This window comes from Pseudomonas sp. Pseusp10 (assembly GCF_059492225.1).
The window spans coordinates 4987751-5002244 of the sequence record NZ_CP168528.1 but is presented as its reverse complement, the minus strand read 5'-3'; the positions used below and the strand labels follow the sequence as shown (position 1 = coordinate 5002244).

Annotated in this window: 10 protein-coding genes; 6 read left to right on the top strand and 4 right to left on the bottom strand. The window is 60.0% G+C overall.

Annotation, left to right across the window (positions count from 1 at the left end; genetic code table 11):
* The first annotated feature begins 8 nt into the window (after window positions 1–8).
* Together ACEN8Z_RS22705 and ACEN8Z_RS22700 are read left to right on the top strand one after the other, a co-directional pair.
* The gene (locus ACEN8Z_RS22705) at window positions 9–1379 is read left to right on the top strand and encodes a hypothetical protein (protein WP_495595745.1); all 1371 of its coding nucleotides are present in this window, start codon (window positions 9–11) and stop codon (window positions 1377–1379) included.
* Between the two features lie 143 nt (window positions 1380–1522).
* A complete protein-coding gene (locus ACEN8Z_RS22700) occupies window positions 1523–2542 on the top strand; it encodes a quinone-dependent dihydroorotate dehydrogenase (RefSeq protein WP_413422089.1) in 1020 nt (339 codons plus the stop codon).
* A 249-nt stretch (window positions 2543–2791) separates the two neighbouring features.
* Here the strand turns inward: ACEN8Z_RS22700 and rmf are convergent, their stop codons facing one another.
* Window positions 2792–3007, bottom strand: coding sequence for a ribosome modulation factor (rmf, locus tag ACEN8Z_RS22695; RefSeq protein ID WP_003223300.1), 216 nt, complete (start codon window positions 3005–3007; stop codon window positions 2792–2794).
* Between the two features lie 530 nt (window positions 3008–3537).
* Here rmf and rlmKL point away from each other — a divergent pair.
* Together rlmKL and ACEN8Z_RS22685 are read left to right on the top strand one after the other, a co-directional pair.
* A complete protein-coding gene (rlmKL, locus tag ACEN8Z_RS22690; RefSeq protein ID WP_442100418.1) occupies window positions 3538–5808 on the top strand; it encodes a bifunctional 23S rRNA (guanine(2069)-N(7))-methyltransferase RlmK/23S rRNA (guanine(2445)-N(2))-methyltransferase RlmL in 2271 nt (756 codons plus the stop codon).
* Between the two features lie 195 nt (window positions 5809–6003).
* A complete protein-coding gene (locus ACEN8Z_RS22685; protein WP_495595744.1) occupies window positions 6004–8403 on the top strand; it encodes a sensor domain-containing diguanylate cyclase in 2400 nt (799 codons plus the stop codon).
* A 137-nt stretch (window positions 8404–8540) separates the two neighbouring features.
* On the opposite strand, the gene dacB is transcribed toward ACEN8Z_RS22685, so the two are convergent.
* Window positions 8541–10001, bottom strand: coding sequence for a D-alanyl-D-alanine carboxypeptidase/D-alanyl-D-alanine endopeptidase (dacB, locus tag ACEN8Z_RS22680; protein WP_007993507.1), 1461 nt, complete (start codon window positions 9999–10001; stop codon window positions 8541–8543).
* Between the two features lie 233 nt (window positions 10002–10234).
* Here dacB and ACEN8Z_RS22675 point away from each other — a divergent pair, with 233 nt between their 5' ends.
* Window positions 10235–10579, top strand: a complete 345-nt coding sequence (locus ACEN8Z_RS22675) for a YggL family protein (protein ID WP_007971486.1) — start codon at window positions 10235–10237, stop codon at window positions 10577–10579.
* 101 nt (window positions 10580–10680) lie between these two features.
* Here the strand turns inward: ACEN8Z_RS22675 and ACEN8Z_RS22670 are convergent, their stop codons facing one another.
* Window positions 10681–11895 (bottom strand): benzoate/H(+) symporter BenE family transporter, encoded by a 1215-nt coding sequence (locus ACEN8Z_RS22670; RefSeq protein ID WP_495595743.1) that lies wholly within the window; start codon window positions 11893–11895, stop codon window positions 10681–10683.
* Window positions 11896–12251: 356 nt separating this feature from the next.
* Here ACEN8Z_RS22670 and ACEN8Z_RS22665 point away from each other — a divergent pair, with 356 nt between their 5' ends.
* Window positions 12252–13016, top strand: coding sequence for a GntR family transcriptional regulator (locus tag ACEN8Z_RS22665; protein ID WP_007993504.1), 765 nt, complete (start codon window positions 12252–12254; stop codon window positions 13014–13016).
* A 166-nt stretch (window positions 13017–13182) separates the two neighbouring features.
* On the opposite strand, the gene guaD is transcribed toward ACEN8Z_RS22665, so the two are convergent.
* Window positions 13183–14487, bottom strand: a complete 1305-nt coding sequence (gene guaD / locus ACEN8Z_RS22660; protein WP_495595742.1) for a guanine deaminase — start codon at window positions 14485–14487, stop codon at window positions 13183–13185.
* Window positions 14488–14494: the final 7 nt, after the last annotated feature.

Below are 14494 nucleotides of genomic sequence, written 5' to 3'. Positions count from 1 at the left end.
AAGCGACAATGACTAACCCGATTGGTGGTTCAATTGGAAATATCTATAAATTGTCAGGCAATGACACCTCACGCGTCAGTTCAGCTGGCAGCCGTTTGATAGAAGCTCTTGATCTCGCGAGCCCGGGTTTTGAAGCACGAACTCTGGGATCACCCAGGGGAGTTGTCGCGGGAATGGCGCGCCTGGATCGCAGCGCTGAGCGTGAGTTGCAGCAGTGCCGTGAAGAGCTGGGCGAGACAGCCCATAATGTGGCGACAGCGGTGACGGTCTTCATTGATGAGGGGGGCTTGCCGACAGAGGGGCAATCCAGTGCGCTGTCCACTAGAATCGCAGAGTTGAATGCACTTGATACCCAGCAAACCCGCGAAAGTCGAATGCAGTCCGTTCTTGCTGCGGGCTTGGAGTTGCTTGAGAGCGCCCGAGGGCCCGGGCTGAACCTGCTTAACGTCGCGGCGCGTACAGGCCTGATCGTCGCGTTGACCACTGTGTTGCGTCAGATCGTCGGTTATTACGTGGAGCAAGCTATCCGGGAAGGCGATTCACCCGAGGCATCTCGCGCATGGGAGGTGGCCGCCATAACGATGATTGGTCCGGCACTGAGCCTGATGGGCGCCATCCGCGACGAGTGCGCAGGCACCGCCAATCTTCAGACTCGACTGGGGCGAGTGTGTATGGCGAGCATCACGATGGGGGCGCTGATCGCGGCGCATCTGACCGGCGCATCCAGCTCAATGCTATCGACGGCGATCAATACGACTGTTTATACATTTGCCCGGGACCTGTGCAATGCCTTCTTTCCTTTGAATGACAACGCCGGAGCGGTGACAGCCCAAGCGACTGGAGTCTCCATGGCAGCCTTCGGTACGGTGCAGTATCTGTTGGAGCAATTGGGTGCACTGATGCCTCTCAGTGGCCCGGGGCGCGCAGCGGCGGGCGTTGGTTGGAGCCTGGGGGCCGATGTCATTGCCGGAACGCTCAATGCTTTTGGCGCGGTGATTGACGATTTCGTCTTTATCCTGTGCCGAAGCTGGCCGTTGTTATCGCCACAAGTGGGGCTGGGGTCGGTATCGGTTGACATCGAATCACTTCAGCAACGTGTTCTTGAAGTTCGCACCGAAGCACGCGTGCCCACGGGACAACAGTTGTGGAATGCGCTGCTCAATAACGGGGCAGCGCGAACTTCAGCGTTTATGGGCCTTGTTCTTGCCTTGGGGACCATATCCCAAGAACTGTCGTTGACTGATTTTGGAGAAAACACTCAAGCTCAAATCCTGAATATCTGCCTAGGAATGATGATGATGCTCATCTACTTCCCATTCATCTGTAGTTGCTCCCAGAGCACGCCTGAGGACAAACCTGCAGCGCAGTTGCAGGCGTAACCTGATTGGCCACCACCCGGCTCGACAGCGGCGATCCGGGTGGTGGATGAGGTCTGCGACGTTGAATCGCAGAGTTTCTCGCCCGCCACCCTCCACATGGCTATAATCGCCCCACTTTTCGTAGCCTTGAGTCAAACCCGCCCATGTACACCCTGGCCCGTCAGCTGTTGTTCAAACTTTCCCCGGAAACCTCCCACGATCTGTCCCTGGATCTGATCGGCGCGGGTGGGCGTCTTGGGCTCAACGGCTTGCTGTGCAAGGCCCCGGCGAAAATGCCGGTGAATGTCATGGGCCTGGACTTCCCGAATCCGGTGGGGCTGGCTGCCGGTCTGGACAAGAACGGCGCGGCCATCGACGGTTTCGCCCAACTGGGGTTCGGTTTTGTCGAAATCGGCACCATCACCCCGCGTCCGCAGCCGGGCAACCCCAAGCCTCGCCTGTTCCGTTTGCCGGAAGCCGAGGCGATCATCAATCGCATGGGCTTCAACAACCTCGGCGTCGATCACCTGCTGGCCCGCGTGGCGGCGGCCAAGTACAAGGGCGTGCTGGGCATCAACATCGGCAAGAACTTCGATACCCCGGTCGAGCGTGCCGTGGACGACTACCTGATCTGCCTGGACAAGGTTTACGCCCACGCCAGCTATGTGACGGTCAACGTCAGTTCGCCGAATACGCCGGGCCTGCGCAGCCTGCAGTTTGGCGACTCGCTCAAGCAGTTGCTGGCCGATCTGGCCGAGCGCCGCGCGGAACTGGCATTGCGTCATGGCAAACATGTACCGCTGGCGATCAAGATCGCCCCGGACATGAGCGACGAAGAAACCGCACAAGTTGCGCAAGCGCTGATCGAAACCGGTATGGATGCCGTCATCGCCACCAACACCACCCTGAGCCGCGTAGGCGTCGAAGGCATGGAACATGGCGACGAGGCCGGTGGTTTGTCTGGCGCCCCGGTTCGCGACAAGAGCACCCACACCGTGAAAGTGCTGGCATCGGAGCTGGGTGGTCGCCTGCCGATCATCGCTGCCGGCGGCATTACCGAAGGCAAGCACGCGGCGGAGAAAATCACCGCAGGCGCAAGCCTGGTGCAGATCTACTCGGGCTTCATCTACAAAGGCCCGGCGCTGATTCGTGAGTCCGTAGACGCCATCGCAGCCCTACGCTGATCCCCTGTAGGAGCGAGCTTGCTCGCGATGGACTCGAGAACACCGCGTGTTTCCAGAAAGCACGCGTTATCGTTGACGTCCATCGCGAGCAAGCTCGCTCCTACAGGGGGATTGTTTTGGGCCAACGAGCAGGCATAAAAAAGGGCTCCTCGAAGGAGCCCCTGGGCCGCAGCCCGCCGTCCGGATGGGACGTGCGTGGTTAATTCAGTACAAAATCAAATTGTCGTGTCGGAGTGTTTTGCCCTGTAATTAGCCGACGGCGTGAAGTTCGTTGAGTCTGTGGATTCCCGCAGTGCCGGTCATACCGTCCCAGTTGTCGCCGCGTCCTTCTCGCCAGCCGTTGATCCAGGCTTGACGTACCGACGGTAGAGTAAATGGGCAAAGCTCACGGGATTTACCACCAACGCCATATTGATATCCGCGCAAAAATGCTCTTTCCAACGGATCACGCTTAAGTCTTCTCATAGGGTGTTGCCCTCACTTGTTGACTGTATTTATCGCGTCGACCTCTATTGAGGTCTGGCAGAAAAACTCTGCCGTTGGCGGCTCGTTGCCGGCGTGACGAGCCAAGGTGTTGGCGTCATTGCGGCGCCAACCTGTATTGAGTTCTAACCAATGCGTCACATCGAGGGAATGATCGTTTTGTCATAAGAACGTAACTATTGATGTGCTAAGGCCATAAGTAACAGCGTGTTTTTACCGTATTTATTGGCCAAACCCCGGTATGATCGGCCCTGCGCTGGATGATGGGCTTAATCCTTTAGTGAGAATGGCTCCCGTTGCCGGGAGGCACTATTCGACGAAGGGTCGACTTATGACATTTTGTTGCATCAACTTTTTTATCTGTCCTTGCATCTAAGCTCATTTAACCCGGGCAGCAGGGGTGGAACGGCACACCTTCGTGCCACGCGGGCGCTCTTCGAGAAAAGCGCCTGATTGAAAACCGGACCGGCAATGCGTTGCCCGGTCACTCAGCTAAAGGTTCTGGAATTCCCATGTCCGATCGTTTCGAACTCTTCCTCACTTGCCCAAAAGGCCTTGAAGGCCTGCTCATCGAGGAAGCCGTCGGGCTTGGCCTTGAGGAAGCGCGGGAGCACACCTCTGCCGTGCGCGGCATGGCCACCATGGAAACCGCCTATCGCCTGTGCCTGTGGTCGCGCCTGGCCAACCGCGTGCTGTTGGTGCTCAAGCGTTTCCCGATGAAGGACGCCGAAGACCTGTACCACGGCGTGCTGGACATCGAGTGGCAAGACCACATGCTCAATGACGGCACCCTGGCCGTCGAATTCAGCGGCCATGGCTCGGGTATCGACAACACCCACTTCGGCGCGTTGAAGGTCAAGGACGCCATCGTCGACAAACTGCGCACCCCGCAAGGCGACCGTCCGTCCATCGACAAGCTCAACCCGGACCTGCGCATTCACCTGCGCCTGGACCGCGGCGAAGCCATTCTGTCCCTCGACCTGTCGGGCCACAGCCTGCACCAGCGCGGCTATCGCCTGCAGCAAGGTGCGGCGCCGCTCAAGGAAAACCTCGCGGCCGCCATCCTGATCCGTTCCGGCTGGCCACGTATCGCGGCCGAAGGCGGCGCGCTGGCCGACCCGATGTGCGGTGTCGGCACCTTCCTGGTCGAAGCGGCGATGATCGCCGCCGACATCGCGCCGAACCTGCGTCGTGAGCAGTGGGGCTTCACCGCCTGGCTCGGTCACGTTCCGGCGCTGTGGAAAAAACTGCACGAAGAAGCCAGCGAGCGCGCGGCGGCCGGCATGGCCAAGCCACCGTTGTGGATTCGCGGCTACGAAGCCGATCCGCGGCTGATTCAACCGGGTCGTAACAACGTCGAGCGTGCCGGCCTGAGCGAGTGGATCAAGATCTACCAGGGCGAAGTCGCGACCTTCGAGCCGCGCCCGGACCAGAACCAGAAAGGCCTGGTGATCTGCAACCCTCCGTACGGCGAGCGTCTGGGCGATGAGGCGAGCCTGCTCTACCTCTACCAGAACCTCGGCGAGCGCCTGCGTCAGGCCTGCCTGAACTGGGAAGCGGCGGTGTTCACCGGCGCGCCGGACCTGGGCAAGCGCATGGGCATCCGCAGCCACAAGCAGTATTCGTTCTGGAACGGCGCCTTGCCGTGCAAGCTGTTGCTGATCAAGGTACTGCCGGATCAGTTCGTCACCGGCGAGCGTCGTACTCCGGAACAGCGCCAGGTGGAGCGTGAGCAAGCCGCCTACGATCAGGCGCCGAACGAACCGCAAGAACGCAAGTTCAACAAAAACGGCAACCCGATCAAACCGGTGCCGGCACCGGCTCCGGTGGTCGAGCAGCCACGCCTGAGCGAAGGCGGGCAGATGTTCGCCAACCGCCTGCAGAAGAACCTCAAGGCCCTGGGCAAGTGGGTCAAGCGTGAAGGCATCGACTGCTACCGCGTCTACGATGCCGACATGCCGGAATATTCCATGGCCATCGACCTGTATCAGGATTGGGTCCATGTTCAGGAATACGCCGCGCCGAAATCCATCGACCCGGAAAAGGCTTCGGCCCGTATGTTCGATGCCCTGGCAGCAATTCCGCAGGCGTTGAACATCGACAAGAGCCGTGTGGTGGTCAAGCGCCGCGAGCGTCAGAGCGGAACCAAACAGTACGAACGCCAGGCGGCACAGGGCAAGTTCGTCGAGGTCAATGAAGGCGGCGTGAAGCTGCTGGTGAACCTCACCGACTACCTCGACACCGGTCTGTTCCTCGACCATCGTCCGATGCGCATGCGTATCCAGAAAGAGGCGGCCGGCAAACGCTTCCTCAATCTGTTCTGCTACACCGCAACGGCCAGTGTGCATGCGGCCAAGGGCGGCGCGCGCAGCACCACCAGTGTCGATCTGTCGAAAACCTATCTGGACTGGGCGCGTCGCAACCTGTCGCTGAACGGTTTTTCCGACAAGAACCGCCTGGAGCAGGGCGATGTGATGGCGTGGCTCGAAGCCAGTCGTGACGAGTACGACTTGATCTTCATCGACCCGCCGACGTTCTCCAACTCCAAGCGCATGGAAGGCGTCTTCGACGTGCAACGCGACCAGGTGCAACTGATCGACCTGGCCATGGCGCGTCTGGCGCCCGGTGGCGTGTTGTACTTCTCCAACAACTTCCGCAAGTTCGAACTGGAAGCCAATCTCGGCGAGCGTTATGCGGTCGAGGACATCACCGCCCAGACGATCGATCCGGATTTTGCCCGCAACGCCAAGATCCATCGCGCCTGGAAAATCATGGCCCGCTAAATAGCTGTGTAGGAGCGAGCTTGCTCGCGATGGTCGATAACGATAACGCGTGCTTTCTGAATGCACGCGGTGTTCTTGAGTCCATCGCGAGCAGGCTCGCTCCTACAGGGTGCTGGTCAAATTAGTGGCTAATAGCTATAACTCAACGCATGGCCAAAGGGTTTCTCCGCACCTGGCGTTTTGAGTTTGCGTTTTATGTCGTTGCACGCCGTGCGCCCAAAGATCCTGGGTTTTATCCGTGAAGATGTCTCGGCCTGGCTGGTCGCGCTGCTGGTGTTGCTTGTCGGCGGGGTGCTCACCGGGTTGTTGGCGTGGTCGACGCTGAATCTGTTTCACCATCAATTGCGGCAACGCTTCCAACTGCTGGCCAGTGAGCGTTACAGCCGTATCGAAGAACGTTTCGAAGATCAGGAACAGCGCCTCGACGGCCTGCGCCGGTTTTTCGCCAATTCCGATTCGGTTTCCCGAGCGGAATTCGACGGCTACACCCAGCCTTTGCTGCTGCGAACCCAGGCTTATTCCTATGCCGAACGGGTCACTCGTGACCAGCGGGCGGCGTTCGAGCGTCGAGTGCGTGACGAAGGCTTGAGCAGCTTCACCCTGAGAGAGCTCAACGCCGCCGGCCAATTACAACTGGCGGGCGAGCGAGATGAGTACGTCGTGGTGCTGTATAGCCAGACTCAAAGCAAACTCGGCTCTCCCCTCGGTTACGACTTGCTGGCCCAGCCATTGCGGCGTGCCACGCTCGATCGGGTCGATCAGCATGGCGGCATGGCGGTGTCGCAACCGATGCATCTGGTGAGCATCGAGCCGGCTTATGCGCGAGGCGTGCTGCTGGTTGCGCCGGTCATGCAGCACAACAGTCAGAACCGTAAAGCCACGAAACCCTACGGTTATGTGATGGCCGTGATCAGCATGCGCCAGTTGCTGGCGGACGGACTGCCGGAAGCGAGCCGCGACTATCTCTCGGTGCGCATCCTCGATTTGTCGACCGCCGACCAGCACGAAGTGCTGTTCGAGTCGCCCAACCCGGCGGCCATCAGCGAGTTGTCCGCCACTCGCCTGTTGCGCATGGCCGACCATGAGTATCAAGTCGATATCCAGCCCAGCGACGCATTCTTGCAGGCCAACCATTCCTCGGTGACCAGCCTGGTGGTGTTGGGTGGATTGCTCAGTGTGTTGCTCAGTGCCTTGCTGTATGTGTTGGTCAGTCAGCGTCAGCGCGCACTGAAAATGGTCGAGCAACGTACCCGCGAGTTGCGCGATCGGGAACAGGAGCTGCGCGGCACCCATGGTCAGTTGCGTGGCGTGCTGAATGCCGCCACCCAGGTAGCGATCATTGCGACCGACCTGCGCGGCGTCATCAACACCTTCAACGCGGGTGCCGAGCAAATGCTTGGCTACACCAGCGCCGAAGTGGTCGGCCATATGACCCTGGAAAACCTGCACCTGCCCCGGGAGCTGGTCGCTCGCTCGGCAGAGTTGAGCGCACGCTATGGCAAACCGGTGCCGACCTGCCACGCGATGCTGGTCGAAGGCGACGTGGAGGGCGGTCAAGAGGCGCGGGAGTGGACGCTGGTGCGCGGCGACGGCAGCCATTTGATGGTCAACATGCTCACCACGCCAGTGCTCGACGAGCAAGGCCTGTGGGTCGGGCACCTGGCGGTGTGCATCGATATCACCGAACGCAAACGGGTCCACGAAGCGCTCGCGGCGCGGGACCTGCTGTTGAAGAAACTCAGCGCCCATGTGCCCGGCGGCATCTATCAGTTCAAGATGGAGTTCGACGGGCGTTTCAGTGTGATCTACGCCAGCGACGGTATTCGCGAGATCTACGAGCTCGAACCCGACGTGTTGCTGCTCAATGCCGAAGCGATTTTTACCCGGATTCATCCTCAGGACTCTGCCCGTGTCCGCGCCTCGATCCGTGCTTCGGCCGACACCCTCAGCCCCTGGCGTGAGGAATACCGCGTGCAACTGCCACAACGTGGTTTGCGTTGGGTTCGCGGCGAAGCCACTCCGGAGGAGCTGCCCGGTGGCGGCGTGCTGTGGCATGGCTATATCTCGGACATTTCCGATATGAAGCGGGTGGAGGAAGAGTTGCGCGCGTTGTCGGTCACCGATTCGCTGACCGGAATCCACAATCGGCGTTATTTCCAGGAACGCCTGACCACCGAAATGGCCCGGGTGGAGCGCGGCGGTGGGGATCTGTCGGTGATCATGCTCGATATCGACCATTTCAAGCGCATCAATGACCAGCATGGCCACGCCATCGGTGATCGGGTGTTGCAGGCCGTGTGCGAACGGATTGGCCACCGGCTGCGCCGCACCGATGTGTTCTGCCGCTTGGGCGGAGAGGAGTTCATGGTGCTGTGCCCGGATATCGGCGGCGAACAGGCGTATATGTTGGCCCAGCAATTGTGGCAAGGCTTGCGCAGTTCACCCATAGAAGGTGTCGGTACGGTCACCGCCAGTTTCGGGATTGCCAGTTGGCGGGCCGGGGAGGGCGTCGATGCCTTGCTGTTGCGCGCGGATTCAGGGGTTTACGCGGCGAAGCAGGCAGGAAGGGATAGGGTTGAAGGGGAGATGAATTAACCCGGGTTGTACGCTGACCCTGTAGGAGCGAGCTTGCTCGCGATGGTCGATAACGATAACGCGGACATACTGAATGTACGCGGCGCTCTGGAATCCATCGCGAGCGAGCTCGCTCCTACAAGGGGCAGTACTGTGGGTTACAACACCGAAGCCGTCTGCGGCGCTTTCGGTTGGCGGTACAGGTCCAGCAGCACCTGATCGAGCACCGAAGAGGCGCCGAACGGGGCCTTGTCGTTGAGGATCGCCACCACTGCCCAGGTGTTGCCGTTGACGTCGCGACTGAAACCGGCAATCGCCCGCACGGTGTTCAGGGTGCCGGTCTTGACGTGGGCTTCGCCGCGCATCGCCGTGGTCTTCAGGCGTTTGCGCATGGTGCCGTCGGTGCCGGCAATCGGCATCGAACTGATGTACTCGGCGGCATACGGGCTGTGCCACGCCGCTTCGAGCATCGAGGCCATTTCCCGGGCGCTCACACGCTCGGAACGGGACAGGCCGGAGCCGTTCTCCATCACCAGATGTGGCGCGGTGATGCCCTTTTTCGCCAGCCACTGACGCACGACACGCTGGGCGGCCTTGGCGTCGTCACCATCGGCATCGGTGCGGAAACGTTGGCCGAGGCTCAGGAACAACTGCTGGGCCATGGTGTTGTTACTGTATTTGTTGATGTCGCGGATGATTTCCGCCAGGTCCGGGGAGAATGCCCGGGCCAGGACCTTGGCGTCTTTCGGTGTTGGCGCCAGTACATCCTTGCCCTGAATGCTGCCACCTAGTTCCTTCCAGATCGCGCGAACGGCACCGGCGGTGTAGGTCGCGTGGTCGAGCAGTGACAGGTAGGTCTGCGAGCTGCAGCCTTCACCCAACTGACCGCCGACCGTCACGGTCACGCTGCCATCGGCCTGTGCCACCGGGTTGTAACGCACGCCACCGGTGCATTGTTTGGAGTTGAGGGCTTTGACCTGGTTGTCGATACGGATGCTCGCAATCGGCGGTTCCACCGAGACCAGCACCTTGCCCGAGTCATTGCGCGCGACGAAGCGTAGCGCCTTGAGGTTGACCAGCAGTGAGTCGGGCTTGACCAGGAACGGTTTGTTATCGTCGTTGCCGTCGTCATTGAACTCCGGCAGTTGCGGTTGCACGAAGAAGGTTTTATCCAGCACCAGGTCGCCGGTGACCTGAGTGACACCGTTGGCGCGCAAGTCGCGCATCAACAGCCAGAGTTTTTCCATATTCAGCTTCGGATCGCCGCCACCCTTGAGGTAGAGGTTGCCGTTGAGAATGCCACCACTGAGGGTGCCGTCGGTGTAGAACTCGGTTTTCCACTGGTGGTTCGGGCCGAGCATTTCCAGCGCCGCGTAGGTGGTGACCAGTTTCATGGTCGACGCCGGGTTGACCGACACGTCGGCGTTGAACACCGTCGGGGTGCCGGGGCCGGTGAGCGGGATCATCACCAGCGACAGGGCGTTGTCCTGCAACTTGCTGGCTTTCAGGGCTTTTTCCACGTTGGGCGACAACGCAGTATTGATCGGGGCAGCGGAGACGGAGAGGGCCAGGGGAAGAAGAAAACCGGCCAACAGCAATGGACGCAAAGATTTGATCATCTGAAATAAAACCCTACAGTCGAGGGGAAAAAGACGAGGGCATGGAGATAAATTCCCTCAATGGTCATGAAAGTGTCGGCATTATGCCCCAAGGTGCTACGGCTTGTGCCGTGCACTGGCCGTCTGATCAGCTATTTTTTTACCGACGGTAGGTGTCGTGGACCAGAGAGTCAGGCAATCGGCGGCTTAAACTGCTAAAGTGCCGCCCGTTATTACTTATGAGGATTGTTCCAATGGCGACTAACCGTTCCCAGCGTCTGCGCAAAAAACTGTGCGTCGATGAATTTCAAGAGCTGGGTTTCGAACTGAACCTGGATTTCAAAGAAGATTTGGCTGATGAAGCCATTGATGCTTTCCTCGATGCGTTCCTCAAAGAAGCCATGGAAGCCAACGGTCTGGGCTATGTTGGCGGCGACGACTACGGTCTGGTTTGCCTGCAGAAGCGTGGCTCGGTCAGCGCTGAACAGCGCGCTGCCGTTGAAGCCTGGCTCAAAGGCCGCACCGAGCTGACCAGCGTTGAAGTCAGCCCGCTGCTGGACGTCTGGTACCCGGAAAAGCCGATCAATCCGGTAGCTTGATGTTCTAAAAAAACGGCGACCCAAGGGTCGCCGTTTTTTTTGTAGGAGCGAGCTTGCTCGCGATGAACCTGAAAGCGACTCGGGGTGTCAGGTTTCCCGCGTTATCGTTGACGACCATCGCGAGCAGGCTCGCTCCCACAGTTCAGAATCACCAGCGTCACCACCCCCGCGACAATCCCCCAGAACGCCGAACCGATGGAAAACAGCGTCAACCCCGATGCCGTGACCATGAAGGTGACCAGCGCCGCTTCACGTTCCTTCACTTCGCTCATGGCGATGCTCAAACCGTTGATGATTGAGCCGAACAGCGCCAGCGCAGCAATCGACAGCACCAGTTCCTTGGGCAGCGCGGCAAACAATGCCGCGAGCGTTGCACCGAACACCCCGGCGATTCCGTAGAAAATTCCGCACCAGACCGCTGCGGTGTAGCGCTTGTTACGATCCTCGTGGGCATGCGGACCGGTGCAGATTGCCGCGCTGATCGCCGCCAGATTGATCCCGTGAGAGCCGAACGGTGCCAGCAGCAAACTGGCGATGCCGGTGGTGGTGATCAGCGGCGAGGCTGGCACCGTGTAGCCATCGGCGCGCAATACGGCGATGCCAGGCATGTTTTGTGAGGTCATGGCGACGACAAACAACGGGATGCCGATGCTGATGGTCGCGGCCAGGGAGAAGTGCGGCGTGGTCCAGACCGGCGTCGCCACTTCCAGGTGAAAACCGCTGAAGTCCAGCAACCCCATGAACCCTGACAATGCCGTGCCAATCAGCAATGCAGCCAACACCGCATAGCGCGGCGACAGGCGCTTTACCACCAGATAACTGACAAACATCCCCAGTACCAGGGCGGTGCGGTGTTGCGCCGCGACGAAAATCTCGCTGCCGATCTTGAACAGGATCCCTGCCAGCAGGGCGGCGGCCAAGGATGCCGGGATTTTTTTCATCAGCCGTTCAAAGCTGCCGGTCAGCCCGCAAATCGTCACCAGCACCGCGCAGGTCATATAGGCACCAATGGCTTCGCCGTAGCTCACGCCGCCCAGGCTGGTGATCAGCAGCGCGGCGCCGGGGGTCGACCAGGCAATGGTGATCGGCGTGCGATAGCGCAGGGACAGGCCAATGGAGCACACCGCCATGCCGATGGAAATTGCCCAGATCCACGAAGAAATCTGCCCGCTGCTCAGGCCCGCTGCTTGCCCGGCCTGGAACATCAGCACCAGGGAGCTGGTGTAGCCGGTCATCATGGCGATGAACCCGGCGACGATGGCCGAGGGCGAGGTGTCGGCCAAAGGGCGCAGCTGCGCGTGCGTGGCGTCGTTCATGACGGTGGTGTTCCTTATACAGAGGAAGATGTCCGCAGCAACACTGAACCCTGTGGGAGCGAGCTTGCTCGCGATGGAGGCAGGTCAGTCGCCATTCATGTTGAATGTGAAATAGCAATCGCGAGCAAGCTCGCTCCCACAGGGATCGCGTTACAAAGGCGGATTCTGCGAACAAGCCTAAACTCAAAAGTAACCAGTCGTTGCGATACAGCCGAGGCAACATTCAGCCGTACAGTCGTGTTGCCACCCTCCATTGTGTACAATCGCGGTGTTTTTTACGCGATACTTGCCAGCGACCCACTGTGCCGTATTACAGTCACCGTCAATTCGCCGCAGTTCTTCCGACTCGAGTGCCCATGAACGAACAGTTGCAACCCCTAAAGAAACAACCGCGAGCAGGCAAAGCCGGCCGCAGCGGTACTCAGGACGATATTGTCTACGCGCATATCTTCGAGGCCATCCTCGAACAGCGTCTGGCGCCCGGCACCAAATTGAGCGAAGAAGCGCTGGGGGAAATTTTCGGGGTCAGCCGCACCATCATTCGCCGCGCCTTGTCGCGCCTGGCCCATGAAGGCGTGGTGTTGTTGCGTCCGAATCGCGGCGCCGTGGTCGCCAGCCCGAGCGTCGAAGAGGCGCGCCAGGTGTTCATGGCCCGGCGTCTGGTCGAGCGCGCGATCACCGAATTGGCGGTGCAGCACGCCACCGCCGAGCAAATCGCCGAATTGCGCCAGATGGTCAACGACGAGCGCGACAGCTTTTCCCGTGGCGACCGGGGTGCCGGCATCCGCCTGTCGGGCGAATTCCACCTGAAACTGGCCGAAGCGGCGAAGAACGCCCCGTTGATCAGCTTCCAGCGCAGCCTGGTGTCGCAGACCTCGCTGATCATCGCCCAGTACGAAAGCGGCAACCGTTCACATTGCTCCTACGACGAGCACACCCAGTTGATCGACGCCATCGAAAAACGCGACGCTGAACTGGCGGTCGACCTGATGATGCATCACATGGATCACATCGACAGCAAGCTCAACCTCGACGAGGAAAGTGCTTCGGATGATCTGCATGCGGTGTTCTCGCATTTGCTGCAGACCAAGAAACCGGGGCGTTCGACCGCCAAGCTTTAACGCCTTTGTAGGAGCGAGCTTGCTCGCGATGAACCTGAGGGCGCCACGGGGTGTCAGGCTTCCCGTGTTATCGTTCACGACCATCGCGAGCAAGCTCGCTCCTACAGGGCATAAAAAATCCCCCGGAATCTGATGATTGCGGGGGATTTTTTATGCCCGGAATTTCTTAGCGCTGATGCACCAGATTCCCCGCCGCATAAGTTTGCAGCACCGTCCGGTCATCCCCCAGGGTCATCAACACAAACAACGTCTCGGCGATGTTGTTGGCCTGCTTCAGGCGATAGCCCAGCAGCGGCGTGGCGTTGTAGTCCAGCACGAGGAAGTCGGCGTCGCTGCCCGGTCGCAGGGTGCCGATTTTGTCTTCCAGGCGCAGTGCGCGGGCGCCGCCGAGGGTGGCCAGGTACAGCGACTTGAACGGACTCAGGCGTGCACCTTGCAGCTGCATGACCTTGTAGGCTTCGTTGAGGGTTTGCAGCAGCGAAAAACTGGTGCCACCGCCCACATCGGTGCCGATGCCGACATCGAGCTTGTGCTTCTCGGCCATCGGCAGGTTGAACAGTCCGCTGCCTAGGAAGAAGTTCGAGGTCGGGCAGAACGAGATGGCCGAACCGGTTTCAGCCAGTCGCGCGCACTCTTCATCGCACAGGTGCACACCGTGGGCGAACACCGAGCGCTCGCCGAGCAACTGGTAGTGGTCGTAGACGTCCAGGTAACCCTTGCGCTCCGGGAACAACGCCTTGACCCACTCGATTTCCTTGAGGTTTTCGCTGATATGGGTCTGCATGTACAGATCCGGGTATTCGCTCAGCAACTGGCCAGCCAGGGTTAGCTGTTCCGGGGTGCTGGTCGGTGCGAAGCGCGGGGTGACGGCGTAGTGCAGGCGACCCTTGCCGTGCCAGCGCTCGATCAGCGCCTTGCTTTCCACGTAGCTGGATTCGGCGGTGTCGGTCAGGTAGTCCGGGGCGTTGCGGTCCATCATCACCTTGCCGGCGATCATCCGCAGGTCGAGCTGCTGGGCGGCTTCGAAGAACGAGTTCACCGATTGCGGATGCACGCTGCCGAATACCAGCGCAGTGGTGGTGCCGTTACGCAGCAGTTCCTTGATGAAAATGTCCGCGACTTCGTCAGCGTGGGCCTTGTCGGCGAACTGGCTTTCGCACGGGAAGGTGTAGGTGTTGAGCCAGTCCAGCAGTTGCTCGCCGTAGGCGCCGACCATGCCGGTTTGCGGCAAATGGATGTGGGTGTCGATGAAGCCGGGAGTGATCAGTGCATCCTGATAGTGGGTGATTTCGACGTCAGCCGGCAGGGTCGGCAGCAATTCGCTGGCGTGGCCGAGGGCGCTGATCTGGCCGTTCTCGACCACCAGCAAGCCGTCTTCGAAATACTCGTACGAGGCTTCGATGCCCACGATGGCAGGGTCGGCGATGCTGTGCAGGATGGCGGCGCGGTAAGCTTTGCGAGTCAAAGGCATGAGATTC

Bases quoted from the DNA above. Each gene is read 5' to 3' on its own strand.
- ACEN8Z_RS22705 (WP_495595745.1), top strand. From the start codon at position 9: ATGACTAACCCGATTGGTGGTTCAATTGGAAATATCTATAAATTGTCA.
- ACEN8Z_RS22700 (WP_413422089.1), top strand. From the start codon at position 1,523: ATGTACACCCTGGCCCGTCAGCTGTTGTTCAAACTTTCCCCGGAAACC.
- rmf (WP_003223300.1), bottom strand. From the start codon at position 3,007: ATGAGAAGACTTAAGCGTGATCCGTTGGAAAGAGCATTTTTGCGCGGA.
- rlmKL (WP_442100418.1), top strand. From the start codon at position 3,538: ATGTCCGATCGTTTCGAACTCTTCCTCACTTGCCCAAAAGGCCTTGAA.
- ACEN8Z_RS22685 (WP_495595744.1), top strand. From the start codon at position 6,004: ATGTCGTTGCACGCCGTGCGCCCAAAGATCCTGGGTTTTATCCGTGAA.
- dacB (WP_007993507.1), bottom strand. From the start codon at position 10,001: ATGATCAAATCTTTGCGTCCATTGCTGTTGGCCGGTTTTCTTCTTCCC.
- ACEN8Z_RS22675 (WP_007971486.1), top strand. From the start codon at position 10,235: ATGGCGACTAACCGTTCCCAGCGTCTGCGCAAAAAACTGTGCGTCGAT.
- ACEN8Z_RS22670 (WP_495595743.1), bottom strand. From the start codon at position 11,895: ATGAACGACGCCACGCACGCGCAGCTGCGCCCTTTGGCCGACACCTCG.
- ACEN8Z_RS22665 (WP_007993504.1), top strand. From the start codon at position 12,252: ATGAACGAACAGTTGCAACCCCTAAAGAAACAACCGCGAGCAGGCAAA.
- guaD (WP_495595742.1), bottom strand. From the start codon at position 14,487: ATGCCTTTGACTCGCAAAGCTTACCGCGCCGCCATCCTGCACAGCATC.